Source organism: Acutalibacter intestini (assembly GCF_034334985.1).
GTDB classification, from domain to species: Bacteria; Bacillota; Clostridia; order Oscillospirales; family Acutalibacteraceae; genus Acutalibacter; species Acutalibacter intestini.
Window position 1 is genome coordinate 1 of the sequence record NZ_JAWXXL010000006.1, and the last position, 26415, is coordinate 26415.

Genomic DNA, 26415 nt, shown 5'->3' on the forward strand with positions numbered 1-26415 from the left:
CTTTGCCGCACCTGTCAAACCGGGCGCTGCGCCTGGGGCATTGCCACCCAAGAGCCGGAGCTGGTGAAACGGCTGGACCCGGACGCCGCCGCCAACAGACTGGTGAACCTGATGACAGCCTGGAGGCATGAGATAAAGGAGCTTATGGGGGGAATGGGGATCAACTCCATCGAGGCCCTTAAAGGCAACCGGCTCATGCTTCGGGGCATAGGGCTCACCCAAAAGGAACTGGATATCTTAGGCATCAAACACGCGGGGGAATAATATGGAAACAATCAACATACAGGGCCTTGGTTCCCGTGAGATCAACCAGCGCCTGCAAAAAACCGCCGCCTGTAGGCTTACCGGCTGCTGCGGGGAAAGGTTTCTTGGCGCCGGCATGGACGCCGGCGAACTGACGGTAGAGGGCGTGGCCGGAAACGCCCTGGGGGCTTATCTCAACGGCGGAAGCATCACCGTATATGGGAACGCCCAAGACGCGGCGGGCGATACCATGAACGCCGGCGAGATCATCGTGCACGGCAGCATTGGGGACGCGGCGGGGTATGCCATGCGGGGCGGGCGCATATTGGTGAAGGGAGACGCCGGGTACCGGGCCGGCATCCACATGAAAGCGTATAAGGACAAGGTCCCCGTGATGATAATAGGCGGCAGAGCCGGAAGCTTTTTGGGAGAATACCAGGCCGGGGGGATTATGATTGTGCTGGCGCTCAACGGCGGCAGGCCGGTGGGCAACTTCCCCTGCACCGGGATGCACGGAGGAAAATTGTTGCTGCGGGGCTGCTGGGAAGGGCTCCCCTTTCCCGCGCAGGTCACCGCGCGGCCAGCGGCCCAGGAGGAGCTGGAGAACGCGCGCGGGCAGCTGGAGGCGTTTTGCGGCGCCTTTGGATATGATATTTCCCAGGTGATGAACAGCCCCTTTACCGCTGTAACCCCGGACAGCGGGAACCCCTACCGGCAGATGTATGTGATGAACTGAAAGGAGCGGCGACCATGAAATATACGCAGAGCGAGGTCCTACAGTATGTAAAGGAAGAGGATATTAAGTTTATCCGGCTGGCTTTTTGCGACGTATTTGGCCGGCAGAAGAATCTTTCCATCCTGCCGGGGGAGCTGCCCAGGGCCTTTGCCCAGGGAATTCCCTTTGACGGTTCCTCCATTGCGGGCTTTGGGGACCAGGCCGGTTCAGACCTGCTGCTGCACCCAGACCCCGATACCCTGGCGGTGCTGCCCTGGCGGCCAGAGCACGGCAGGGTGGTGCGCATGTTCAGCGGCATAAGCCTGCCCGACGGAACAGACTTCCCCGGCGATACCCGGCGGCTTCTGCAAAGGGCGGTGGAAGCGGCGGAAAAACTGGGGCGCGGCTGGGGGTTTTACCCGGCGTATTCCGGGCCCACACCTGCTTTGCCAAAAGCATCAGCCAGGGGCGGGGGCTGCTTGCGGACAGGGCCTTTGATTTTGTGCTGGTGAACTCGCCCCTTCCAGACGGCGCCGGGCTGGGGTTTGCCGTGGATATTAGCGGGTCCCGGGAAAGGGTGGTGGTACTGATGGTCCGGGCGGAGCTTTGGGGCGAGGCCTACGCCAGAACCGCGATACACGGGGTGTTCACCCTGGGAAAACCCCTGTCCAGGCCCGGCATGGACCAGGCCCTTCGATGGATGGTGAGCGCCCGGGAAAAGCTGCGGCAGGTGGAAAAGAGGACCCTTTCCCTGGAGGAGAAGATGGCGGAAATACGCCTGGTAAACCGGGCCAAGTGGATTCTGATCGAATCCTGCGGCATGGATGAACCCCAGGCCCACCGGCATATTGAGAAACTGGCCATGAACCACGGCGTTACAAAAGGACAGGCGGCTCAAAAGATTCTGGAAGGGGAGATTCTGTAAAGGCGGCCAGCCTGGGGGGAAACCATCGAATCCGCCGGGCAGAGGGGGGGGGCTGCGGCCTTTGGGGGGTCCAGCGGAAATTCCACCGTGGGGCCAGGGGGCTGTTTGAAAGAAAAAGAACCGGGCAGGGGTTTTTTGTCGCAAGCCCTTTCCCGGTTTTGCTGCAAAGAAGCTTCTGGGCCATTTGGCCACATTGCTGAATCGTGGCGGTATGGGAAGGAATCCACGAAAAAGTATTGCCAAAAGGAGCAAAATAGGATATAATTTCTTTGTAAGCAGGCGACAGGAAACATGGTACTTGTGTATGGGAGGGAAGGGATTACTCTGGAAAACACCAAAACACGAATTATTCTTGCGACCCTGCGGGCCGTGCGGCGTTATGGCCTGGAAGGGGTGCGGATTCAGAACGTTAGCGAGCTGGCGGGCGTTTCATCTGGGGCCATTTACCGTCACTTTGATGGCAAGGAACACCTGCTGATAGAGTGCTTTAAGCATGTGGACCAGCAGGTGGCGGCGCTTTTTGAACATTTAAAGTTCCACCCTCTGGGTGGGCATACAGACCTTCTGGGCGCCATCAAAAAACTGTGGCTGCCCTATTTCCGGTTTTGGACGTCCCACCCGGACGAAACGATTTTTTATCACCGCTTCCGGGATAGCGCGTTTTTCTCCAAGTATGTCAAAAGCCGGGACGCGGATCATTTCAAGTCCTTTCTGGGAACCGTCCACGTGTTCAAAAAGGCGTTTTCAGGCCTGGACCGGCTCCATCAGGATTTGTTGTGGTTTCATGTCCTCACGACAACCGTTCTGTACGCAAAATATGTGATCGAGGGAACCTTGCCCAACCAGCAGGAGACCGAGGACGCCGTCTTTCAGCTGTTGGCCACGGGGCTTAGCGGCTATTTGCAGCCGGACCAACTTTCCCCCCTGGAGGAGAAACGAGAAACGTACCGCTGAAAAATGGTTTGGCGCTTATCCGCGTTATCATAGTAATAAACGTTCACTACTTCCCGGGGTCAAAGACCGCGCCTGGGGGAGCGCGGGGGGTGAAAAGGCCGGACGGTTCTTCCAATATCGCGCGGCTGGTACACAGGTGGTTACATGGCTGGCTACGCGGCTAGATTATGCGGGGGGCCACCCGGCTGGTTAGCGGCTGGCTACGTGGCTAGTATGCGGCTGGCTACGTGGCTAGATTACGCGGGGGCCACCCGGCTGGTTAGCGGCTGGCTACGCGGCTAGATTATGCGGGGGGCCACCCGGCTGGTTAGCGGCTGGGCGCGCGGCTAGTATGCGGCTGGCTACGCGGCTAGATTATGCGGGGGGCTACCCGGCTGGTTAGTGGCTGGGCGCGCGGCTAGTATGCGGCTGGCTACGCGGCTAGATTATGCGGGGGGCTACCCGGCTGGTTAGTGGCTGGGCGCGTGGCTAGTATGCGGCTGGCTACGCGGCTAGATTATGCGGGGGCTACCCGGCTGGTTAGCGGCTGGGCGCGCGGCTAGATTATGCGGGGGGCTACCCGGCTGGATAAGCGGCCCAAACAGCAGGGCAAAAAGAAAGTGGTCAGGGGGCGGTTTCAGTAAATAGAGTGAGGAACACGCGTATGGAAAAAATTTTGATTGTAGACGATAGTGTTGTGCAGGCGGCCCGGCTAAAAGCAATTTTGGAGGACGAGTACGACATTACCGTGGCGCAAAAAGCGGAAGATGGGCTGCGCTGGGCCAGTGATGAAAACTTTTCGCTGATTTTGCTGGATGTGGTGATGCCGGGCATGGACGGCTTTACCCTTTTAAAAAAGCTCCAGGAGGAAATTATTACGCAAAGCGTCCCGGTGATATTGATTACCAGCTTGTCTGGCGTGGCAGACGAGCGGCGGGGGCTTGTTTTGGGGGCGGTGGACTATATTACAAAGCCCTTCGACCCCCTGATCGTGCAGGCAAGGGTGAATACCCACGTGAAGCTGTACCGCTACCGCAGGCAGATCGAGCGGCAGTCCCTGACCGACCAGCTTACAGGGGTCGCCAACCGGCGCGGGTATGAACAGCGCAGCGCCGTTATGTGGAGCGAGGCAATCCGGCTGGGCGTTCCCATCTCCATCTGTATGTTTGACATCGACCGCTTCAAGGTGTATAACGATACCTTTGGCCATCCCGCCGGGGATAAAGTGATTGCCGCCGTGGCGCAAACGGCCGCTTCTTACTTACAGCGCAGCACAGACTTTTTGGCCCGGTACGGCGGCGAAGAGTTTGTGGCCCTGGTAATGGGCGGCTCTTCCCAGAAAATTTTTGGGTATTTGCAAAAAATTCGTCTCCAGGTAGAAAACCTGCGCATTTCCCACAACCCTTCGGTGGCCCAGTGGGTCACCGTCAGCATCGGGGGGGTCACGGTAATCCCCGAGCGGGGGAACGACTACGACTTTTACGTTAAAATTGCGGACACCATGCTGTATGACGCCAAAAAAAGCGGCCGGAACCGGGTTGTTTGGGCCGATGAAACGCTGAAACAGCTGCGGGAGGAGCGATAAATTAGGCGCTGGAAAAAAACCAGAACAGCGGGGAGGAATATCGTGGGGTTACTGGACCTTTTCAAAAAGAAAGAGAAAGCGCAGCCGCCGCAAGAAAGCGAAGCGGCGCAGGAGAAGCTTTCGGTTTATTCCGGGATGCGGGTGGAAGTGACAACGGACCCGGGGCAGTTCCTTTTTGTGGCAAAGCTGCTTAACCCGCAGGGAGATCAAGCAGAGCTGCACCAGTATTCTGAATCCGAAATTCGGGAAGAGGCGGAGTCCATCCGCGCCAAGATTCGGGGATACAGCGATTATGAGAGAAAAGCGGTCAGCATGGAGGGCATCATCACCCCCGGCCCCCAGCATATATGGCGGGCAGAAGAGCTGACCGTGGTCCACGTGGGCAACGACCGGGCCTTTTTCCGCCTGGAAATCAACCGCGAGGCCACAATGGCAACCTTCAGCGGCCTGGAGACGGGGGAAAAGCCCTGCAAGCTGCTGAATATCAGCGTGGGCGGGGCCAGGGTCAGCGCGGGGGAGCGGTACCACGAGGGCGATAAGTTCCTGCTAAAGGTCAGGCTGCTGGAGGACAGGCCAGAGTCGGCGCTTTTTGCGCAGGTTGTCCGCGTCATCGAGAAAGACCCTGGCAAATTTGAATACGGGTGCCGGTTCATCGGAATGACCGAGGCGGACCAGGAGCAGATTACAAAGAATATTTTTGCGGCCCAGCGCCAAAAAAAGGGGCGGGCCTAACCGCCGGAGAATCTGCCCCCCTGACGAAACCATGGAAGGGGGGGAATCTATGGCGCACTCTTGTGCATCCTGCGCAAAATTTTTGTGCGGTGCTGCCAAAACACCAACCCCAAAGCGCGGCTTGCCGCGCTTTTTTTATTGTATTTTTATAGAAAAGGGCTTTCTCCCGCGCTGGCGGGGGCAGGGTATGTTCCAGGCGGTGGGGGGGCGCGGCCAGCGCGGGTTCCAAGCCCAGGCGAGGCGCAAAAAAAGTTTCCTGCCAGGGAGAAATTTCGCAAACCCCCTTGACAAAACGTTTGTTCTAGTATATGATGAATAGTAGGGGATAGTAAGAAAACCTATATTATACCCCCAGCGCAAGCGCTGGACCATTAGTCGCGGGGGCGTTCGCTCCGGCTCACTCGCCGGTGGTAACCGCCAGCCGAGCCAGCGCGTTCCTCTGGACGCTTCCGGCAACGTGACGTTGCATCCAATGTCGCGGGGGTCTCGTCTGCCGACTCGGTCGGGTCAGAACGGTCGCCACTGGCGACCTTCCCCGGGCAAAGCTGCGCCCTCGCCGGTGGTAACCGCCAGCCGAGCCAGCGCGGCAACGCAAGCGTTGCATCATTAGTCGCGGAGTTGGGCAAAGCTGCGCCCTCGCCGGTGGTAACCGCCAGCATAGCCAGCGCGTTCTTCTGGGGGCTTCCGGCGCAACTCGTTCTTTTTTTGCTTGAGCTAATACGGGCCCCGTCCCCTTCGGCGGTGTGTGACCTCTGTCCGCGCTGGCTGGGCTAGAAGTTATCGGCGGCGAGTGAGCCGAAGCGAACGCCCCCGCGACTAAGGATGCAACGCTTGCGTTGCCCGCGACTAAGGGTGCAGCGCTTGCGCTGCCGCTGGGAGGAAAGAAGAACGAGCCCCCGGAGAGGGGGCCCGTATTGGTTAAAGAGAATTATAAAGGAGAGAGGGGGTCGGGGAACGCCGGAAGCGTCCAGAGGAACGCGCTGGCTATGCTGGCGGTTCGCACTGGCGAGTGAGCCGGAAGCGAACGACTCCGCGACTAATGGTCCAGCGCTTGCGCTGGTATAACAAAAAAATGCCCTCTCCCGGGGGAAATAACCCACCGGAAAAGGGCACAAAGTCACTAGGCAATTGCATTATAGCATGCCAGTGGAAGTTTGTCAAGGGGGGAAGCCATGAATTTTAAAGAAAATTATCCAGTAGATTTCGCCCGGCTGGCTTTGGCCGTGCCGGAAATGAACCCCCGCTACCCATGCACAGACCTGGGTGGCGGAAACCTTTTCGCGGACTTTTTCCAGGCAGTGGCCCGGTACCTGCCCCAGCGGGGGCAGTGGTTTGTGTACAGCGGCAAGCTGTGGCAGCCAGACCCCGGCGGCCTGGAGGTGATGCAGCTGTGCAAGCAGCTGGCAGACGCCCTTTTGGGCTATGCAGGGACCCTGCTGGACCACCGGGAGCGGGAGGAGTACCGGCGGTTCGCGGAGAAGTGGCAGAACCGCCGCTACCGGGAAACGGTGCTGAAAGACGCGGCAGGGGTGTACCCTGCGCGGCTCTCTGACTTTGACCAGGACCCCTGGCTGCTGAACTGCCAGAACGGCACCCTGGACCTGCGCACCCGGGACTTTCGGCCCCACAACCCGGGGGATATGCTGGCCACCCTGGCCGGGGTGAACTATGACCCAGAGGCCGCCAGCCCCCTGTGGGAGGAGACCGTATTGGCGGCCATGAACGGGGACCGGGAGCTGGCCGGGTACCTGCAAAAGGCCCTGGGCTATGGCCTGACCGGGGACACCCGGGAAGAGTGCTTTTTCCTGCTGTACGGCCCCACCACCCGCAACGGCAAGGGCACGCTGATGGAGACCTACATGAGCCTTTTGGGGGGATATGGCAAGGTTGCCCGGCCCGAGACCATTGCCCTGCGGCAGGGGATAAGCAGCGCGGGCCCCAGCGAGGACATTGCAAAGCTGTGCGGGGCCCGGGCCGTGAATATTAGTGAGCCGGACAAGCAGATGGTGCTTTCTTCCGCCCTGGTCAAGACCCTGACGGGCAACGACACCCTGACCGCCCGCTACCTGCACGAGAACAGCTTCGAGTTTCGGCCCAGGTTCAAACTGTTCATCAACACCAACCACCTGCCCCGCACAGACGATGTAACGGTGTTCCGGTCTGGGCGGGTACACGTGCTGCCCTTTGAGCGGCACTTTTCCCCAGAGGAGCAGGACCACGGCCTAAAGGCGCGGCTGCGGGGGGAGCTTTCTGGGGTGCTGAACTGGTGCCTAGAGGGCGTTATGTCTTGGGCCAAGACGGGCTTTGCCCCCCCGCCAGCGGTGCGGGCCGCCACAGAGCAGTACCGCCAAGACAGCGACAAGCTGGCCCGGTTTGCCGGGGACTGCCTGACCCCCGACCCAGAAGGGGAGGAGCGGGTGATGGCGGTGTATGAGGCGTATAAGAGGTGGTGCGCAGAAAACGGCCACCGGGCAGAAAGCCTGCCCCTGTTCCGGCGGGGGCTGTGGCAGCTGGGGCAGCTGAAAAGAAAGCGGCCCAAAGGAAGCCCCCGGGAGGGGACGGTGGCGTCTATGCTTCTAGGCTTCCGTTTTTCCAGATAGAATGTGTTACGTGTTGTGTTGTGTTACGGTGTTTTATAAAGTCGTGTACAAAGTGTATATTGTTATAACTATAGGTAGAAGCCGTAACACACCGCAACGCAAGCGTTGCATCATTAGTCGCGGAGTCGTTCGCTCCGGCTCACTCGCCGCCGCAAACCGTGGGCGTAGCCAGCGCGGGCAGGGTTAGCAGGAGCCGAAAGGGCGGGGCCCGTATTGGCTAGAGAGAAACATAAAGAAGAACGGGCCCCCTCTCCGGGGGCCCGTATTGGTTAAAGAGAATTATAAAGGAGAGAGAGGGTCGGGGAACGTCGGAAGCGTCCAGAGGAACGCGCTGGCTGGGCTGGCCGTTAGCACTGGCGAGGGCGCAGCTTTGCCCGCCTCCGCGATTAATGGTCCAGCGCTGGCGCTGGGGAACGCCGGAAGCGGGCAGAGGAACGTGTTGACTCGGCTGGCGGTTACCACCGGCGAGTGAGCCGGAGCGAACGCCTCCGCGACTAATGGTCCAGCGCTTGCGCTGGCGCTGGCGCTGGTGCGCGGACAGGGGGCGAGGGGTGGGGCCCGTATTGGTTAAAGAGAATTATAAAGGAGAGAGGGGGTCGGGGAACGCCGGAAGCCCCCAGAGGAACGTGCTGGCTCGGCTGGCGGTTACCACCGGCGAGTGAGCCGGAGCGAACGCCTCCGCGACTAATGGTCCAGCGCTTGCGCTGGCGCTGGCGCTGGCATGTTACGCTTATTCTTGGTCTTTGGCGTCCGCGATAGTGTCTAGCCAGTCGCAGAGTTCCTCCACAGTAAAGGAGTCTTTTCCGGACTTTTTGAGAAGTCTGCGGATGTCATAAATCGTGGCCTTTTGAATGATTTTGGTCTCATTTTCTGTAGGCATAACATTTAGCCTCCTTTTGTTATATATATTTAGGCAACGCCAGCGGCAACGCAAGCGTTGCATCATTAGTCGCGGAGGCGTTCGCTCCGGCTCACTTGCCGCCGATAACTTCTAGCCCAGCCAGCGCGGACAGAGGTCACACACCGCCGAAGGGGACGGGGCCCGTATTGGCTCAAGCAAAAAAAGAACGAGTTGCGCCGGAAGCCCCCAGAAGAACGTGCTGGCTGGGCTGGCGGTTCGCACTGGCGAGTGAGCCGGAAGCGAACGACTCCGCGACTAAGGGTGCAGCGCTGGCGCTGCTGCGCGGACAGGGGGCGAGGGGTGGGGCCCGTATTGGCTAGAGAGAAACTTATAAGGGAGAGAGAGGGCAGCTGCGGAACGCCGGAAGCGGGCAGAGGAACGCGCTGGCTGGGCTGGCGGTTCGCACTGGCGAGTGAGCCGGAAGCGAACGACTCCGCGACTAATGGTCCAGCGCTTGCGCTGGGGAACGCCGGAAGCGGGCAGAGGAACGCGCTGGCTATGCTGGCGGTTCGCACTGGCGAGTGAGCCGGAAGCGAACGACTCCGCGACTAAAGGTGCAGCGCTGGCGCTGCTATTCGTGGCGGAGGGCGTCGATGGGGTTTAGGTTGGAGGCTTTTACGGAGGGCAAAAGGCCAAAGATGATGCCAATGACCATGGAAAACAGCACCCCCAGCACAATGGCGGAACCGCTGATAGCCACCGGGGTTTGGGCCAGGTGGGAGATGAGCTCTGCCATGCCAATGCCCGCCCCCACGCCCAGCAGGCCCCCTAGGCTGGTAAGCACGGCGGCCTCGGTGAGAAACTGCCACAGGATGCGCCCCTTTTTGGCCCCAATGGCCTTTTTTAGGCCAATCTCTCGGGTGCGCTCTGTGACGGACACCAGCATGATGTTCATGACCCCAATGCCCCCTACCAGCAGGGAAATGCTGGCTATCCAGATCAGCTGCTGGTTGGTGGCGTTGCTTAGGTCTTGCAGGTCTTTGGCCTGCTGTAGGGTGTCCTCCGCCTTATATTGCAGCTGGTTTTCGGTGCTGGTGGGGGTAATGGTGGCGTTCAGCAGGTCCGCCACCTCTTTGCCCACGGTGGACATGGCCTCTGTATAGCTTACCTGCACCGCCACCTGCTGGGGCTCGTCATAGGCGTACAGGGCGGGCCACACGGCGTTGGGAATATAAATTCCCCCGGCGCTGGTGTTGCCCACGTAGTTATCGTAGTCCTCGATGCTGTTGATGACGGGCTCGAACTTCACGTCCTTTTCCACCACGCCCACAATGGTGAGGGCGACGCCGTCGTACTCGATCACCTGGCCCACGGCCTCCACGCCCTCAAAGAGCATCCGGGCGGTGTCCGTATCCACAATGGCCACCAGCCGGAACTGGCTGAAGTCGTTGGGCACAAAGAGCCGCCCCTCCTTGAGAGAGTAGCCGCAGGTGGTGAAGTAGGCGTTGTCAACGCCATAGGTGGCGCAGCCCGAGACCGCCTTTGACCCATAATAAAAGTTGCCGCCGTAGCCCCCGCTGCTTTGGCGGCAGGTGTATACCGAGGCGGAGACCACGTTTTTCATGGCCAGAATCTGCTGGTATATCTCGTCGCTGACCTGGGGGATGCCCAGGGGCATGGCGGAGTAGGGTTCGGGCACATAGGGGTTGTTCCAGTCGGAATAATACAGCTGCACCCGGGTAACATTGTTGCCCGCGCCAATGAGGTTGTTCTTAATCTGCTCGTTGGTGCCCTTGATGGTGGACACAATGGAGATAATGGAAGCAATGCCGATAATGATGCCCAGCATGGTGAGAAACGAGCGCATTTTGTGGGCCCAAATGCCCTGAAAGGACAGGCGGATATTCTCAATCAAGGATGATGCCACCTCCGTTCTCGGTTTTAAAATAGGTGCCGTTTTCGTCTTGCCCGGTAATCACGGCCCCTTCCGGCACCCCGTCCCGGGGCTGAACCCCTGGGGCTGTGCCGCCCGTCTCATCGCCGGGGGCTTCCGTTTCGCCGCCAGGGGCTTCCGTTTCGCCGCCAGGGGCTTCCGTTTCGCCGCCGGGGGCTTCCGTTTCGCCGCCGGGGGCCGCCTCTTGGCCCAGGGAATAGGCCGCGTAGCCGCCGCTTTGCAGCTGGTCCAGGAAGTTTTGGTCAATGGGGGCCCCGTCCTCGGGCCAGGGGGGCTCGCCGGTTTCCTCCAGCACCACCCGGACCCCTTCTTTCACGTCCGGGCCATAGGGGAAAGCCAGGAAGTCGTCCAGGGTAAAGCCGGACTTGAGGGCATAGCGTCTGGTGTCCCAGGGGGAGGGGCCGCCGATTTCAATATACTGCTTTTTCAGCCGGTTGTCCCGGCCCGCCATCATCACATAGTAGCCCGCGTCGTCCTCCCGGAAATAGGCCCGGTCCATATATATGGTCTCCCCGTCCCCGGCGTTGTTTACGTTCAGGGTCACGTCCACCGGGTAGCCCACCTGGATGTTCTCCACCGGGTCCATAATCATGGCCGTGAACTCATAGCTGGAGCTGTTTGGGTTGCCCTCGCCCCAGTAGCCGTTGCTGTTGAAGGTTTGGGCCGGGTAGTCGGAGATGGACACAATTTGGGCTGTGAAGCTCATGCCGTCCCAATAGCTCATTACATTGACCATGTCGCCCACGTTGATTTTGCCCAAAAGGTCCTCGCTAAGCAGGCCGGAGATATAGTATTGCTGGGAGCCGGAAACCACCAGGAAGGGGCGGTTTTCCATCTGGGCGGTCTCGAGGTCCAAAAGGCTGCGGACCTGGCCGTCAATGGTGGCCAGCACCGTGGCGTTTTCCAGGGTGCGCTTGGCTTTGTCCAGCTCCAGCTGGGCCACCTTTTTGTTGTGCTGTAGGCCGGTAATCTCCTGCTTCTTCTCCTTGATGAGCTGGTTCAGCTGGGCGGAGGTGTAGTTCATATCATTATAATTATTACTGGGGGTGGGGCTGGGCGTGGCCGCAAACTGCATGGGGGCCAGCTGCTGGGCCTGGTTTACCGCCGTTTGCCCGGCGGCAGCGCCCCCCATCAGCCCGGGCAGGCTGAAAGCGGCGGAAAACTGGTGGCCGTCCAGGGTGAAGGAGGAGAGGAGCTGGCCGTAGTTGGAGTTATGCTGGCGTACCTCGAAAGTGGCGGCAAAGGGAGACCCCAGGCTGGAGATAGGCTCTCCGGGGCCGGGCGGGGGGTCCTGGTCCTCTCCGTCTCCGCCGTCCTCCTCCTCTTGGCTGGCAAGGTCCAAAACCTCTGGGGAACCCTCCCAGAAAAGGGCCTGGGGGGCTGGCTGGGGCTCTTCGGGACCAGACTCTTCGGGGGCGGAGCTGCCAGGGCCTGGGTCGGGCTCGCCGGAGCTGTCCGGGCCCACGGAGCTGGGCTCGCTGGGGTCGCTGGGCTCGCTGGGGTCCCCGGGGGTGGGGGTAGGCTCCTGGGTGGGAACCGGGGTGGGGGTGGCGGAAAGGCCCAAAAGCTGCCGGAGGAACTCTGGGGACATGGTCCAGCCCTCCTTGCACAAAAACACATAGGGGTCCTCGGAAGTACCCGTGCCCTTATAGGGGATGGAGTCCAGGTCCAGCTTTTGGTACACATTCACGTCCGGGGTGGGGAAGGGCGTGGGGCTGGGGGTGGCCGTGGGTTTTTGGGTGGGCCGGGCGGTAGGCCGGGCCGTGGGCCGGGCGGTGGGCCGGGCGGTGGGCCGCACCGTGGGCCGGGTGGTGGGCCTGGGGGTGGAGTAGGGCTTGGTGTTTTGCAGCTTTTTCAGCTGGCGGTTGGCCTCGTCTATTTTCACGTCCACCTGGGCCACGGCGATCTCTTTGGCGCGCACGTCCAGCTCCAGGGGGGTCTTGTCATATTGCAGCAGGGGGGTGCCCACCGTGACCTCCTGGCCCTCTGTGACAAGGATTTCGCTGATGGTCTTGCTGCCGTCCGCGTAAAGCTCTTGGACAAAGTCAGAGACCACGGTGCCCTGGGTGTTGGTCTCTCCAGAATATTCGGGGTAGGCCACATGCATGGCGGGCTGCACGGTTACGGTTTTCTGGTCGTTCTGGTACTGAATAAACAGGGACGCCCCCAGAACCACCGCCGCCGTAACAGCCAGCGCCACGGCCAGGATGATCAGCCGCCGCCGAAGATTTTTTTTATTGCTCATCAGACGTTTCCTCCCCCTTTACGGCGCTGTTTTGTTCCCGCTGCTGGCGTTCCAGGGCGGCGATAATGGTTTTCCCGCTAATGGGCTGGAAAGCGGGGCTTTCAGAATTCCCAAAGCCCTGTGGACTTTGGGAATTCTTTGGTTCCGGGGTGATTGAGGGGGCCGCTGCCTCTCCGGCGGGCTGGGGTGCGGCTGGCTCCCCGGTGCTTTGGGGGGCTGCTGCTTCTCCGGCAGGCTGGGGGGCGGCTGGCTCCCCGGTGCTTTGGGGGGCCGCTGCTTCTCCGGCAGGCTGGGGGGCGGCAGGGGCCTTTGGCTCCTGGGGCTTGATTCGCCCCCAGAGCTTCTTCCAGACCTCTTTAGGGGCCAGGGATTCCCCGGCGGGCTGGGGGGCCGCTGCCTCTCCGGCGGGCTGGGGGGCTGCTGGCTCCCCGGTGCTTTGGGAAGCCGCTGCTTCCCCGGCAGGCTGGGGTGCGGCAGGGGCCTTTGGCTCCTGGGGCTTGATTCGCCCCCAGAGCTTCTTCCAGACCTCTTTAGGGGCCAAGGATTCCCCGGCGGGCTGGGGGGCTGCTGGCTCCCCGGTGCTTTGGGGGGCTGCTGCTTCTCCGGCGGGCTGGGGGGCGGCAGGGGCCTTTGGCTCCTGGGGCGCTGGTTTTGGGGGCTTTGGGCCCGCTGCCTGGCTTTGGGTGGGGCGGCCCGCCCGGTCCACCAAAAGCCCGTCCCGAATGTGCAGGGTGCGCTTGGCGTGGGCCGCGATTTCCGGCTCGTGGGTAATCATCACAATGGTGACCCCCTCCTGGTTCAGGCGCTGGAAAATCTCCATAATCTGTTCGCCAGACTGGGTGTCCAGGGCCCCGGTGGGCTCGTCGGCCAAAAGAATTTTCGGGTTGTTGACAATCGAGCGGGCGATGGCCACCCGCTGGCACTGGCCGCCAGAGAGCTGGGTGGGCTTAAAGCCGGTGCGGTCCCCCAGGCCCACCCGCTCCAGGGCCCGGCGGGCAATCTCCAGCCGTTCCCGGCGGCGCACCCCGGCATACAGCAGGGGCAGGGCCACGTTATCCAGGGCGGACTGCCGGGAGAGCAGGTAAAAGCTTTGGAACACAAAGCCAATGCTGCGCAGGCGCACCTGGGACATAGCTTTTTCGCCGATTTGGGCAATGTCCTGGCCCTCCAGAATGTACTCCCCAGAGGAGGGGCTGTCCAGGCAGCCGATAATATTCATCAGGGTGGTTTTGCCCGAGCCCGAGGGGCCCATAATGGCCAGGTACTCGCCCTCTTCCACAGAAAGGGAGATCCCCTTGAGCACCGGAACCTCCAGCTTGCCCTGGAGGTAGGTTTTTTCAATGTTCCGCAGTTCAAGCATCATCTTGCCAAGCCCTCCGCGCCGTCCTCCAGCAGGGAGGAGCCCTCTGTGTTTTCATCGCCCTGGGGGTCTGCGCCCTCCTCTGTCTTCACCGTGTTGTTTTCGGGCGCGTTAAAGCCAGCGTCTGGGGCCGCGTCCGTGTCTGGGTTCACCCCCAGGCCGGGGTCCAGCGTTTCGCCGCCCAGGTCCTCGTCGGTTTGGGCGCTGGCGTCCGTGGTGGTGGGGCCGCCTGCCACCAGGCCCTCTTTGGGCATGGCGATGTAGTCGGCGGGGGCCAGGCCGTCCTTAATCTCATACAGGGCTTCCCCCTGGTCATACTCGCCCAGCAGCACGGCCCGGCGCTCCAGGTTGTCGTTTTCGTCCGCCGCCCACACAAAGCTGCCGCCCCCCTCGCTGACCACATAGGCGGCGGGCAGCCACAGCCCGGTGCGCTGGGAGCTGACCCCGTAGTCGGGCTCGATGTACACGTGCTGGCCCAGGATTAGGCCCTCCAGGCTGTTCAGGGCCACGTAGAAGTTATACTTCGTGCTCTTTTCCGCGCCGCTATCTCCCCAGCCCATGCTGGCCTGGGTGTTGTCCTGGATATTTTCCGAGTAGTTGATGGGCTGGACCACGCCCTGCCAATAGGTTTCTGGGTCCAGCCGGGACCGGACGATGACGGACTGGCCCTCGTAGATAGCGTTGGGGTTCAGCTCGGTAACCGTGCCCTTTACTAGGTACCCCCCGGAAGAGAGGATGCTGATAAAGGGCAGGGGGTTGCCGTTGGCGTCTGTTTTAGGGGTGGCGTTCACCTCTCGCACGGTGCCCTCCACCTCGGAAAAAACCTCCGCGTTGTCCAGGGAGTCCCGCAGCTTTTCCAGCTCGCTCTGCTTTACGCTGCGGTTATACTCCGCCACGGTTACCTGGTACTCCGTGTCCTGAATCTCCACGGTATATTTGTACTGGTCGTCCTTGCTGGCCTTTTTCTTTTCCGCCTCCAGGGTTTTAATCTGGTCCTTGAGGGTGCTGATCTGGTTAGCGATGCCCTCCAGTTCCAGCTCCGCCTGGCGGATGGAGAGCTGCATCTCCTCGGTGTCGTAGATAAAGAGCACGTCGCCCACCCGCACGGGGTCCCCCTCTTTCACCATAATATCCGCCACGGTGCGGGAGTCGTCTTTGCTCACCTTTGTCAGCTGCTGGGGCTCCACCAGGCCGGCGAACACCGGGTTCGCGCTGGCGCTGGAGCCGGTGATGGAGGCCACGGAGCGAACGTACACGGGGTCGGCGCCGCTGGCCGCCAGGTAGCCCCGAAGCCAGAAAAACCACACGCACAGGCCGATGACAGCCACAGCCGCCGCGCAGGCCAGCACCATGAGGGCAATCTGTTTTTTATCCCGGGGACCGGGGGTTTTGTTAATCGTTGTATTTTCCATAAACCAATGCGCTCCTTGTTATTTGGGCAGCAGTTACCCATCATCTACCATATATTATACATCAACCGCGAAGACATATCAACAGGTTTTTTGTGGTCCACCTCCTAGGGGCTGTTTTTAAGGCAACACCGCACAATTCGCGGCTGGCGCCTTTTCAGGCTTTTTTTAGGCCGAAGCCGCCATGTTTGGGCAAAACAGACCGTGTTTTGGCGTTGCCAAATAGGCTCTACCAGTTAAGAAGCGGGGGTTTGGGGAAAAGGTTGCGGTTGCTTTTTATTTTTTTGGAGGATATAATAGGGGGCAGGCCAACAAGGAAAGAGCAAACAGGCGGCAAAGGCCAAAGGGCGGGGGCCCGTATTGGCAAAAGAGAAAACGGGCGGGGCCCCATTGGCCAAAAATACAGGGATAAAATACCAACGGGAGGCACCAATGGCAAAGAAATATTACGCCGTGCGCAGCGGCAAAGGCGGCAAGGGAATCTACTTTACATGGGAGGAGTGCAGGCGCCAGGTCCACGGCGTGGCCGGGGCTGTGTATAAAAGCTTCCCCACCCTACAGGAGGCCCAGGCGTTCCTGAAAGGCGGGGAAGATATAAAGGGCGCTGGCTTTACCGACAGAGAGGAGGCCCCAAAAGCCGCTGGCCCTGGAGGCCAGGGCAGGGCCGTGGCCTATGTGGACGGCAGCTATGACCAGCGCACCGGGGACTTTGCCTGCGGGGCGGTGCTGTTCTTTGGGCAGGAGCGGCGGGAGTTTTCCCAAAGGTTCACAGACCCCCAGCTGGCCCAAATGCGCAACGTGGCCGGGGAGATTATGGGCGTGCTGACCGTGCTGCGCTACTGCCAGGAGCAGGGCGTTCCGGCGGTGGAGATTTACCACGACTACGAGGGCCTGGCCCGCTGGGCCGACGGCAGCTGGAAGGCCAACAAGCCCGGCACCCAGAGCTATGCCGCCGCCTGCCGGGAGGCGGCAAAGACCATGGAGATTCGCTTCGTCAAGGTCAAGGGGCACTCGGGCGACAAGTACAACGATCGGGCCGACCAGCTGGCCCGGCGGGCGCTGGGGCTGTAGGGCGGCTTGCGCGCTGCCTTAATTTCCCCGCACGGCCTTTTCCAGCCGCTCCAGGGCGGCCTGAATGACCCGGCGGGGCGCGGCCAGGTTCACCCGCTCGAAGCCCGCGCCCTCTGGGCCGAACACATAGCCCTCGTCCAGGAACAGCTGGGCCTTTTGCACCATCAGCTCTTCCAGCTCCTCCTGGGTTTTGCAAAGGGCGGTGCAGTCCAGCCACAGCAGGTAAGTGCCCTGTAGCTCTACAGGCTTGATCTCCGGCAGCCGCTGGTTGATAAAGTCCACGGCCAGCTGGCGGTTGGCGTCAATCACCTGTAGCATCTCCTCCATCCAGGCCTCGCACTGGGTATAGGCCACGCGGCAGGCCTCCAGCCCCAGGGCGGCGGGGCCGTGGTCGCAGAACTTCTGCTGCACGGCCTGGAACCGCTCCCGGTGGTTGGCGTTGGGGATGATGATATTGGAGGTCTGCATGGCCGCCAGGTTAAAGGTTTTGCTGGGGGCCGTGCACACAATGATGTCGTCCCCGGGCTGGGCGGCGTTGGAGATTACCGTGTGGCTGTGGCCGGGCAGGATGATGTCAAAGTGAATCTCGTCGCTAAGGATGCGCACCTGGTTCTCCCGGCAAATGTCGCAGACCCGGGCCAGCTCTTCCGGGGTCCACACCCGGCCCACGGGGTTGTGGGGGCTGCACAGAATCAGCATTTTATTTTTGGGGTCCTGGGCCAGGGCTTCCAGCAGGGCGAAGTCTATGGAATAGGCGTGGTCCTGGTAGACCAGGGGGCAGCGGGCCGCCTGGCAGCCGTTGGACTCAATGGCCATGTAAAAGGGGTAGTACACAGGGGTCATGATAATCACCCCGTCCCCGGGCTGGGTATAGGCGGCCACAGCCATGACCAGGGCCGCCACCACCCCGTGGGTGCAGCAGATCCACTCTGGCTCAATATGCCAGTGGTGGCGCTTTTCCATCCACTGGCACACAGCGGCCCGGTACTCGTCCGTGGGGCCGGTATAGCCCAGAATATGGGTGTCCATGTACTCCTTTAGGCCAGCGGCAATCTCCGGCGCGTTTTTAAACTCCATGTCCGCCACCGAGAGGGGCACCACGTCCGGCCCCACCTGGGGGTTCTTTTTTTTCATCTCGTCCCATTTTCCGCTGCCGCAGTGGGAGCGGTCGAGAAGGGTTTCAAAATCGTATTTCATGGGTTGCTCCTCCTTTTGCTTTTAAGGCAACCCCGCACAAAGATTGCGCGTGAGTCGCGCAGTCAATTTTTTCGTCAGAGTGTACAGCTTGGGTGCGGCCAATCAGACCATTTATGGTAGAGCACGAAGTGCTCTTTAGCACGAAGTGCTCTTTAGCACGAAGTGCTCTTTAGCACGAAGTGCTCTTTGCGATATTCTGGCAAGCGAAAGCTGTGCGCAATAGTATGGTTGTACTATGACGGAAAAAGTGCAGGCAAATCGTGTGCAAAGCCCACGAGCAAACTTGCTCGTGCGGTCTTTGTGCGGTGTTGCCTTAAGTCGATTGTTTTTTGCTGTTTTATATCTTTCTTTTTATCTTTCTTTTATCTTTCTTTTATCTTTCTTTTATCTTTCTTTTATCTTTCTTTTATCTTTCTTTTTATCTTTCTTTTATCTTTCTTTATATCCTTTTTGTTGAGACGGCCCCCTTCTTGGGGGACTGGGTGGGAGCCGTCCGCTGTTGTAAAAATCTCGCTTCGCGGATTTTTACAAGGCGCTGTGTTATGGCGGCGCGGCCTTTGTGCACCTTTTTTTGCCTGTCGTTCAGAGAAAACTGGGCCCCTTTTTCCTCGTTCCGCGCCGCCTAAAGGGCAAGGTCGCCTCCGGCGGCAAGGGGCTTTGCCCCCTTGACCCCTACAAGGGGCCTGACGCCCCTTGACCGCGCAATGTGTCCCACAGATGAGGGATTTCCGCTTTTTTTTGGGCTACACCCCCGCCTTTGGGCAGAATTCCTGCATACAGCACTGGCCGCATTTGGCGGACCGGGCCGTGCACACCGCCCGGCCATGCAGCACCAGCCGGTGGCAGAAGTTATTGGATTCCTCCGGGGGCAGCAGCTCCCGCAGGTCCCGCTCTACCTTTTCGGGGACCTTGGTGGCCGTCAGCCCCAGCCGCCCCGCAATGCGGATGCAGTGGGTGTCGGTGACCACGGCGGGCTTGTGGAAGATGTCGCCCAGGATCAGGTTGGCGGTTTTGCGGCCCACCCCGGGCAGGCTTAATAGGTCCTCCATGTTGTCTGGCACCTGGCCGCCGAAGTCGTCCCGGATCTTCCGGCAGGCCGCCAGAATATCCCGGGCCTTGGCCCGGAAAAAGCCGCAGGAGTGGATGAGCCCGCCAATCTCTTCCTCGGTGCCCTCACAAAAGTCCTCCAGGGTGGGGAACCGGGCGAACAGCGCCGGGGTGACCTGGTTGACCCGGGCGTCTGTGCACTGGGCGGCCAGCCGGGTGGAGATCAGCAGCTGCAAGGGGTCCTGGTAGTCCAAAGAGCACAAGGCGTCGGGATACTCCGCCTTTAGGGCGTCCACGGCCTTTTGGGCCACTTCTTGTTTGGTCATAGGCTTCAGTCCTTTTGAGGTTTTTCTACATGATACACCAAAAACCCGCGCTTGGCAAGGCCGGGAAACAGAGGGGAGTGTCCAAACGCATTGATAAACGAACGAGGCTCCGGCAACGGAACAGTAAAAGTTTCGTCAACCTTTACAAAGGTTGCGGGGTTTTTGGGGGCAGAGCCCCTAAACCGCCGGAGGCCAAAATATCGTCATAAAAAATACTCCTTTTGGGCTCTCCCAAATAGAATTCGGGCTAAAGAGCCGGCGTAAAGCTCTTTAGCCCGTTTTTGGCGGTAAACTAGGCCCGCAGACCTTCCACCACTCAAAGCTTTATGGCTGGAGAAGTCGGCATTTTCTGCGAAAATACCGAAAAGGGCGGAAACATGTTTTGCCTCCGGCGGCTTAGGGGCGTCGGTCTCGGCTGGTCTCGTCTGCCGGCTCGGTCGGGTCAAAACGGTCTCCAGTGGAGACCTTCCCCGCACCTGGACCGCGTCTTTTTTCCATCCCTTTTTGTTTGGGGGGGAATAAGCCCCCTTAGTGCAGGAACAGCGCCTCGTCCTCCTCTTCCTTGCGGGGGGCGAAGGGGTTGGGGGCATGGGGCAGGTAGGCCTTGTACAGGGCGTCGTCGTGGTTATGGCGCACCGCGCACTCCCGGTCGAAGATCATGGTGGCCACGTCGTCTGGGGCGCAGGGGGTCCACTCTGGCAAAGAGGGGCAGCTGGGCGCCCCGTAGCGGGCAAAGTTTACAAAGCTGCCCGCCATGCGGTCCTCCAAAAGGTCCGAGACCCCGGGAATATCGCAGACAAACACCTTGTCCGTGTTGTGGAAGAAGAAGGGGATGTCCGCGCAGTGCCAGGCGCAGTGGCCGTCGTCCAGGGGCATGTCCAGGTTAAACAGGTAGCAGTAGGTGGGGGCCTGGGGATGGGCGGCTTTTTTGCGGGCGAAGTCCTTGCTGGGTTCGCGGCAGACCCCGTCTAGGCTAAGCAGGTCCACCAGGCACTTTTCCGGGTAGCACTGGCGGAAGGCCTGGGCCAGTTCTTCGGCGTGGCTGCCCAGCTTTTTGCGCAGGATTTCCAGCTGCTCTTCTTGGGTCAGGTTGTATTTGTTGGCAATGCCGGGGCCGAAGTCGAACTCGCCGAACACAGAGCCCACAATGACCGGGATGGTCTTGGCGTGGTCGGTAAAGCCCACGTCCCGGGGGTCACCCACATAGAAGTCGTTTTCAATGGGGCAGTTGCCCACATAGTGGCCCTGTTTTTCAATCTCCGGGGCCACGGCCTTGTAGGCCTCGGCCAGGCGCTCATAGGGCAGGGTTTCCAGCTCTTCCACCTGGGCCTCGGTCAGGCCCAGGTAGTTCAGCATAGCCCCGATCAGGGGCCGGCTGTCGTGGCTTTTGGGCTTCATCATGCCGTCAAACACGCCGCTCATGATAATGCCCTTGTGGAACAGCCCGTCCGCCTTTGGGATCTGCATCAGGTTAAACACCTTGGCCCCGCCGCCGGACTGGCCGAAAATGGTGACGTTGTCCGGGTCGCCGCCAAAATTGGCGATGTTGTCCCGCACCCACTGAAGGGCGGCCACCAGGTCGGCGTTGCCCGCGTTGCCGGAGTTCGCGTATTTCTCGCCGTAGGGGGAGAGGTCCAGGTAGCCCAGGATGTTCAGCCGGTGGTTTAGGGTGACGACCACCACGTCGCCGTACTTGGAGAGATTTTCGCCGTCGTAGCCGATATGTTCAATGGAGGAGCCCGCCGAGAACCCGCCGCCGTGCAGCCAGACCATGACGGGCTTTTTGGCGCTGGGGTCAATGGACTGGGTCCACAGGTTCAGGTACTGGCAGTGCTCGTCCTTGGGCCAGTAGCGGTGGGGCACCATAATTTCTCCTTGGCAGCCCTCCCGGTCCAGCATGGGGGACACGTAGCCATAGGAAAAGGCGTCTTTCACGCCCTCCCAGGGGGCGGGGGGCTGGGGCGCCTGGAAGCGCTGGGCGTCCGCGTACTTAATGCCGTGGAAGGTATAGGTGCCGTCGATGATGAACCCCCGCAGCTTGCCCGCCTGGGTCTGTACCACAGGCTCGGTTTTGGTGCATACAAATTGTTTTGCCATGGAAACACGTTCCTTTCTTTAGAAAAATCTCATCCATATTATAGCTTAAATTTCCGCTCGTTGCAAGGGGTTTCTTGTGGATTGTGGACATTTTGCCTTTTGGGGCGGGGGGCCTGCCGGGCTGCCCCTGGCAGGCCGGTTTTGGGCGGGAGATCCTGGGAATAGGGGCTTTATGGGCGGTCCTTTTGGCCTGTGGCTGCGCGGCCCCTGGGGGAAGCGTCTGGGCGAAACAAGGGGCCCTTGCAATTTCCGGTAAGGGGCGCTATAATAATTGCATAAACAACTATTTTTGCAGAGGAGTGGAAGAGCGTGCGGTTTGTAAACCCTCAAAAGGTTTGCCGGGGCATGGAGCTGGGGGAGGTGCCCCCCAGCGGGCAGATTGTGAAAGACGCCCTAAACGTGGCCTGGCCCTCGGTGCTGGAATCCTTTTTCGTGTGCCTGGCCGGCCTGGTAGATACCATCATGGTGGGGTCCCTGGGCTCTTACGCCATTGCCGCGGTGGGGCTGACCACCCAGCCAAAGTTTTTGGGCCTGGCCGTTTTTCTCTCGCTGAACGTGGCGGTCTCCGCCATTGTGGCCCGGCGCAGGGGGGCCGGGGACCGGGAAAGCGCCAACCGGGTGCTGCGCACCGCGCTGCTGGCCACCGTGGCCCTTACCCTGGTGGTCAGCCTGGTTTTTGTGGCCTTTGCGGGGCCCATTATCCGCATGGTGGGCTCAAAGCCGGACACCCACCCGTACGCGGTGGAGTATTTGCAGATTATTATGGGCGGCCTGGGCTTTTCCACGGTTTCCCTGGCCCTGAACGCGGCCCAGCGGGGGGCCGGGAACACCCGCATTGCCATGGTTACCAATATCATCTCCAATGGGGTGAACGTGGTTTTCAACTACCTGCTGATTGGGGGAAACTTCGGCTTTCCCGCCCTGGGGGTGCGGGGCGCGGCCCTGGCCACGGTGATTGGCACAGTGTGCGCCTGCGCCCTTAGCCTGGCCTCTGTACTTAAGAAAGACGGCTTTTTGAACCTGCGGTCCGTAAAGGGGTGGCTGGCGGACCGGGCCAGCCTAAAGTCTTTGGCCAACGTGGGCTCCAGCGCCTTTGTGGAGCAGCTGTGCCTGCGGGTGGGCTTTCTGCTGTTTGCCATGACGGTGGCCCACCTGGGCACCACCGAGCTGGCCGCCCACCAGATTGGCATGAACATGATGAGCATGTCCTTCTCCTTTGGAGACGGGCTCTCGGTGGCCGCGGTGACCCTTATTGGCCAAAGCCTGGGCCGCAAGCGGCCGGACATGGCCAAGCTGTATGGCAATGTCTGCCAGAAGATTGGGCTCATCTGCGCCTTTGGGGTGGCTGTGGTGTACTTCCTCTTTGGAAAAGAGATTTTTATGCTCTTTTCCCATGAACAGGTGATTTTGGACTATGGCGTGACCATTATGCGCATTCTTAGCATTACGCTGTTCTTCCAGATTGAGCAGGTGACGGTGTTCGGCTGCCTGCGGGGGGCGGGGGACACCAAGTTTACCGCGCTGGTTTCCCTGATTAGCGTTACCCTGGTTCGCCCGGGGCTTAGCTGGCTGCTGTGCTACCCTCTGGGCGTTGGGCTCATCGGGGCCTGGCTGGGCACCTTTTGCGACCAGGTGCTGCGCTTTATCCTGACGTTCCTGCGCTTCCGCCAGGGCGGGTGGATGAAGATTCGGCTGTAAAAAAAGCGTCCAAGGGTCAAAAGCGCCGGCATGTCCCCGGCGCTTTTCGCGTATGATGGAAGGGACGGCCCCGCCAGAGCCCGCCCGATGCCAAACAAACCCGGAAAACAAAAGGGATTTTTTTACTTTTTTTCCACCGGTTTTTTGGATAAGGCTTAATTGACAGGTGAAATATCGATAAAAAATTATCGATATAGGCCCTCAAGATTAAGAAAATTTCTGATTGCAAAAATTCCACGAAAATGCTAAAATAATGTCAGACAGCCCCACAATATTTTCTTAGGAGGTCAATTTCATGAAAGTAACAGTGTGTATCGGCAGTTCCTGCCACATAAAAGGGTCCCGCCAGGTGGTGGAGCAGCTTCAGCAGCTCATCGCGGACAACGGACTGAAAGACAAGGTGGACCTGGGCGGCACTTTCTGCATGGGCAAGTGCCAGCAGGGTGTGTGCGTTACGGTAGACGAGCAGTTCCATTCTGTTTCTCCCGAAACGGTGGAAGAGTTTTTTGAGACCAACATTAAGGCCAAGGTTTAAAAAAAGCCGGCTTTCAGTTTTATAGCGAAAGGAGACTGCCCCAATGCCGGAATCTCTGCGGCTGAAGAAATCGAACTGTAAAAACTGCTATAAATGTATCCGCCATTGTCCTGTAAAGGCCATCCGCTTTTCAGGCAGTCAGGCCCATATCATTCACGACGAGTGTATTTTGTGCGGCCAGTGCTTTGTGGTCTGTCCCCAAAACGCCAAGGAGATTGTGGACGAGACCGAAAAGGCCAAGGTGCTGCTGCAAAGCGGCGCGCCGGTCATTGTCAGCCTGGCGCCCTCTTTTGTGGCAAACTACCCCGGGGTGGGCATTGGCTCCATGAAAAAGGCCTTAAAGCAGCTGGGCTTTATGGACGTGGAAGAGACCGCCCTGGGCGCCACCATGGTGAAGAGCGAGTATGAACGCATGCTGAAGGAGGACGGCCGGGACGTGGTGATTAGCTCCTGCTGCCACTCTGTCAACCTGCTGATTCAAAAGCACTTCCCCGCCGCCCTGGAATTTTTGGCGGACATTGATTCCCCCATGATGGCCCACTGCAAAGACATTAAGCGCCGGGTGCCCGGGGCAAAGACCGTATTCGTTGGCCCCTGCGTGGCCAAAAAGGACGAGGCCGGCCGCTACGAGGGCGTGGTGGACTGCGTGCTCACCTTTGAGGAGCTGACCCAATGGCTGGAGGCCGCGGGGGTGAAGCTGGAGAAAGAGCTGGACCACGAAGAGTGCAGCCGGGCCCGGTTTTTCCCCACCACGGGGGGCATCCTTAAGACCATGTCTCTGGACGCCCCGGGCTATGCTTATCTGGCCCTGGACGGCGCGGAAAACTGCATGGGAGCCCTGCGGGACATTATTGACGGGAAGATTCACAAGTGCTTTATCGAAATGTCCATCTGCGCCGGCAGCTGCGTAGGCGGGCCGGTGATGGAGGACCGCTCGCCGGTGCGGGACTATGTGGCTGTGTCCAACTACGCGGGGGAGAGGGACTTCGAGGTGCGCCAGCCCGAGGCCCGGTCCATGAAGAAGAGCTTCCCCTACCTGGAGATGCAGAGCCAGCAGCCCACCGAGGCGGAGATTAACACCGTGCTGCGCCAGATGGGCAAGTTCAAGCCCTCGCAAGAGCTAAACTGCGGCTCTTGCGGGTACAATACCTGCCGGGAAAAGGCCGTGGCCGTGTGCCAGGGCAAGGCAGAGATCAGCATGTGCCTGCCCTTCCTAAAGGACAAGGCCGAGAGCTTCTCCGACGCCATTGTGAACAATACCCCCAACGGCCTGATTGTGCTCAACGAGGACCTGGAGGTACAGCAGATCAACTCCGCCGCCCGGAAGATTATGAACATCCGCTCCGCCTCCGACGTGCTGGGCGAGCCGGTGGTGCGCATTTTGGACCCCACGGTGTTCCTCAACGTACTGAACACCAAGCGGGACGTGCGGGACCAGCGGGTGTACCTGGCGGAATATAAATGTTATGTAGAGCAGAGCGTGGTCTATGACCGGGACCTGCACATTCTCATCGGCCTGCTGCGGGACATCACGGACGAAGAGCAGGCCCGGGTGAAAAAGGAGGACATCAGCCGCCAGACCGTAGAGGTGGCCGATAAGGTGGTGGAAAGGCAGATGCGCATTGTGCAGGACATTGCCTCTTTGCTGGGCGAGACCGCCGCCGAGACTAAGATCGCCCTGACAAAGCTGAAGGAGTCGATCACCGATGAATGACCTGTGCGCCGATATCGGCTATAAGAGCATCAACCATTTTGGCGAGCAGCTCTGCGGCGACCATGTGGACGTCATTGAGCAGAGCGACGATTCCACCGTGGTGGTTTTGGCCGACGGCCTGGGCAGCGGGGTGAAGGCCAGCATTCTTTCCACCCTGACCTCGAAGATTATCTCCACCATGATGGCCGCGGGCCTGCCCCTGGAGGAGTGCGTCTCCGCGGTGGCGGCCACCCTGCCGGTAAGCTCCGAGCACGGGGTAGCCTACTCCACCTTTACCATCATCCACCTGCTGAACAACCAGACCGCCGAGCTGATTCAGTACGACAACCCCCATGTGATTCTTCTGCGGGACGGGGTGAACTATGACTATCCCAAGACCGAGATGAACATTGGGGGCAAGCAGATTTTTAAGTCCACCATCCCCCTGCGGGAGAACGACGCCTTTATTGCCATGAGCGACGGCTGCCCCCACGCGGGCATTGGCATTGAGTACAATTTCGGCTGGTCCATGGAGGACATCACCAGCTTTATGGAGACCATCATTCTGGCGGGCTATACGGCCAAGACCCTTTCTACCATGCTGGTGGACGAGTGCTACAAGCTGTACGGCGGCCAGCCCAAGGACGACGTGACCTCCTGCGTGGTGCGCATCCGCAAGAGGGAGCCCATGAACATGCTGTTTGGCCCCCCTTCCAACCGAGACGACTGCGACCGGATGATGAGCCTGTTCTTCTCCAAAGAGGGCAAGCACATTATCTGCGGGGGCACCACCTCTACCATTGCCTCCAAGTTCCTGCGAAAGCCCCTGAAGCCCAGCCTGAACTTTGAGGGCTCGGACCTGCCGCCCACCGCCGAGATAGAGGGCGTGGACCTGGTGACCGAGGGCGTGATTACCGTGGCCCGGGTGCTGGAATACGCCAAGGACTACCTAAAGGACAACGACCGGTATGAGGACTGGGGCATGAAGCGGGACGGCGCGGCCATGATTAGCCGCCTGCTGTTTGAGGAGGCCACGGACATCAACTTCTTTGTGGGCCGGGCCATTAACCCCGCCCACCAGAACCCGGACCTGCCCATTACCTTCAGCATCAAAATGAGCTTGGCCGACGAGCTGGTCAGCTGCTTAAAGCAGATGGGCAAGCGGGTGAAGGTCAGCTACTTTTAATGAAAAAACTTGTTCCCGATGAA

21 protein-coding genes and 1 pseudogene are annotated in these 26415 nt (G+C 60.0%); 14 read left to right on the forward strand and 8 right to left on the reverse strand.

Features of this window, described 5'->3' with window-relative positions; genetic code table 11:
• The 9 genes from U8U68_RS06470 to U8U68_RS06510 form a co-directional block, all read left to right on the forward strand.
• The coding region (locus tag U8U68_RS06470) for a glutamate synthase-related protein (protein ID WP_322200020.1) at positions 1 to 264 on the forward strand (264 nt) is incomplete at its 5' end.
• A gap of 1 nt (position 265) precedes the next feature.
• Positions 266 to 979: a GltB/FmdC/FwdC-like GXGXG domain-containing protein gene (locus U8U68_RS06475; RefSeq protein WP_322200021.1), complete on the forward strand. Its 714-nt coding sequence runs from the start codon at positions 266 to 268 to the stop codon at positions 977 to 979.
• 14 nt (positions 980 to 993) lie between these two features.
• Complete coding sequence (locus U8U68_RS06480; RefSeq protein ID WP_367575799.1) at positions 994 to 1470, forward strand: glutamine synthetase beta-grasp domain-containing protein; 477 nt, start codon at positions 994 to 996, stop codon at positions 1468 to 1470.
• Entirely contained in the window at positions 1461 to 1883 is a 423-nt protein-coding gene (locus U8U68_RS06485; protein ID WP_322200022.1) for an ANTAR domain-containing response regulator, read from the forward strand. The genes U8U68_RS06480 and U8U68_RS06485 overlap by 10 nt, the downstream gene beginning before the upstream one ends.
• Before the next feature lie 291 nt (positions 1884 to 2174).
• Positions 2175 to 2837 (forward strand): TetR/AcrR family transcriptional regulator, encoded by a 663-nt coding sequence (locus U8U68_RS06490; RefSeq protein WP_322200023.1) that lies wholly within the window; start codon positions 2175 to 2177, stop codon positions 2835 to 2837.
• A 643-nt stretch (positions 2838 to 3480) separates the two neighbouring features.
• On the forward strand, positions 3481 to 4401 hold the full coding sequence (locus U8U68_RS06495; RefSeq protein WP_322200024.1) for a diguanylate cyclase: 921 nt from the start codon (positions 3481 to 3483) through the stop codon (positions 4399 to 4401).
• A gap of 42 nt (positions 4402 to 4443) precedes the next feature.
• A complete protein-coding gene (locus tag U8U68_RS06500; protein ID WP_322200025.1) occupies positions 4444 to 5133 on the forward strand; it encodes a PilZ domain-containing protein in 690 nt (229 codons plus the stop codon).
• A gap of 1172 nt (positions 5134 to 6305) precedes the next feature.
• Positions 6306 to 7733 carry a DNA primase family protein gene (locus tag U8U68_RS06505; protein WP_322200026.1) on the forward strand — a complete coding sequence of 476 codons (1428 nt, stop codon included), beginning with the start codon at positions 6306 to 6308 and terminating at the stop codon, positions 7731 to 7733.
• Between the two features lie 265 nt (positions 7734 to 7998).
• Positions 7999 to 8205: a hypothetical protein gene (locus U8U68_RS06510; RefSeq protein ID WP_322200027.1), complete on the forward strand. Its 207-nt coding sequence runs from the start codon at positions 7999 to 8001 to the stop codon at positions 8203 to 8205.
• A gap of 258 nt (positions 8206 to 8463) precedes the next feature.
• Here the strand turns inward: U8U68_RS06510 and U8U68_RS06515 are convergent, their stop codons facing one another.
• The 5 genes and pseudogenes from U8U68_RS06515 to U8U68_RS06535 all read right to left on the reverse strand — a co-directional run bounded on the left by U8U68_RS06515 (position 8464) and on the right by U8U68_RS06535 (position 15545).
• Positions 8464 to 8613: a hypothetical protein gene (locus tag U8U68_RS06515; RefSeq protein WP_322200028.1), complete on the reverse strand. Its 150-nt coding sequence runs from the start codon at positions 8611 to 8613 to the stop codon at positions 8464 to 8466.
• Between the two features lie 592 nt (positions 8614 to 9205).
• On the reverse strand, positions 9206 to 10489 hold the full coding sequence (locus tag U8U68_RS06520) for an ABC transporter permease (RefSeq protein ID WP_322200029.1): 1284 nt from the start codon (positions 10487 to 10489) through the stop codon (positions 9206 to 9208).
• Entirely contained in the window at positions 10482 to 12773 is a 2292-nt protein-coding gene (locus tag U8U68_RS06525; RefSeq protein ID WP_322200030.1) for an efflux RND transporter periplasmic adaptor subunit, read from the reverse strand. Before U8U68_RS06525 ends, U8U68_RS06520 begins: the two co-directional genes overlap by 8 nt.
• Before the next feature lie 703 nt (positions 12774 to 13476).
• Positions 13477 to 14133, reverse strand: a pseudogene (locus U8U68_RS22615) (ABC transporter ATP-binding protein); the annotation flags it as partial.
• Positions 14133 to 15545, reverse strand: coding sequence for an efflux RND transporter periplasmic adaptor subunit (locus U8U68_RS06535; RefSeq protein WP_322200031.1), 1413 nt, complete (start codon positions 15543 to 15545; stop codon positions 14133 to 14135). The gene U8U68_RS06535 and the pseudogene U8U68_RS22615, both read right to left, overlap by 1 nt.
• Before the next feature lie 429 nt (positions 15546 to 15974).
• Between U8U68_RS06535 and U8U68_RS06540 the strand changes: the two genes are divergently transcribed.
• Positions 15975 to 16613: a ribonuclease H1 domain-containing protein gene (locus tag U8U68_RS06540; RefSeq protein WP_322200032.1), complete on the forward strand. Its 639-nt coding sequence runs from the start codon at positions 15975 to 15977 to the stop codon at positions 16611 to 16613.
• 18 nt (positions 16614 to 16631) lie between these two features.
• Here the strand turns inward: U8U68_RS06540 and U8U68_RS06545 are convergent, their stop codons facing one another.
• The 3 genes from U8U68_RS06545 to U8U68_RS06555 all read right to left on the reverse strand — a co-directional run bounded on the left by U8U68_RS06545 (position 16632) and on the right by U8U68_RS06555 (position 21280).
• Positions 16632 to 17810, reverse strand: coding sequence for a MalY/PatB family protein (locus U8U68_RS06545; RefSeq protein WP_322200033.1), 1179 nt, complete (start codon positions 17808 to 17810; stop codon positions 16632 to 16634).
• Between the two features lie 743 nt (positions 17811 to 18553).
• Positions 18554 to 19183: an endonuclease III gene (nth, locus tag U8U68_RS06550; protein WP_322200034.1), complete on the reverse strand. Its 630-nt coding sequence runs from the start codon at positions 19181 to 19183 to the stop codon at positions 18554 to 18556.
• A 528-nt stretch (positions 19184 to 19711) separates the two neighbouring features.
• Positions 19712 to 21280 carry a carboxylesterase/lipase family protein gene (locus U8U68_RS06555; protein WP_322200035.1) on the reverse strand — a complete coding sequence of 523 codons (1569 nt, stop codon included), beginning with the start codon at positions 21278 to 21280 and terminating at the stop codon, positions 19712 to 19714.
• Between the two features lie 309 nt (positions 21281 to 21589).
• On the opposite strand from U8U68_RS06555, the gene U8U68_RS06560 reads away from it, so the two are divergent.
• The 4 genes from U8U68_RS06560 (at position 21590) to U8U68_RS06575 (ending at position 26392) form a co-directional block, all read left to right on the forward strand.
• On the forward strand, positions 21590 to 22978 hold the full coding sequence (locus U8U68_RS06560; protein WP_322200036.1) for an MATE family efflux transporter: 1389 nt from the start codon (positions 21590 to 21592) through the stop codon (positions 22976 to 22978).
• 295 nt (positions 22979 to 23273) lie between these two features.
• The gene (locus U8U68_RS06565) at positions 23274 to 23513 is read left to right on the forward strand and encodes a (2Fe-2S) ferredoxin domain-containing protein (RefSeq protein WP_322200037.1); all 240 of its coding nucleotides are present in this window, start codon (positions 23274 to 23276) and stop codon (positions 23511 to 23513) included.
• 43 nt (positions 23514 to 23556) lie between these two features.
• Positions 23557 to 25227, forward strand: coding sequence for a [Fe-Fe] hydrogenase large subunit C-terminal domain-containing protein (locus U8U68_RS06570; protein WP_322200038.1), 1671 nt, complete (start codon positions 23557 to 23559; stop codon positions 25225 to 25227).
• Entirely contained in the window at positions 25220 to 26392 is a 1173-nt protein-coding gene (locus U8U68_RS06575) for a SpoIIE family protein phosphatase (RefSeq protein ID WP_322200039.1), read from the forward strand. The genes U8U68_RS06570 and U8U68_RS06575 overlap by 8 nt, the downstream gene beginning before the upstream one ends.
• The last annotated feature ends 23 nt before the right edge of the window (positions 26393 to 26415 follow it).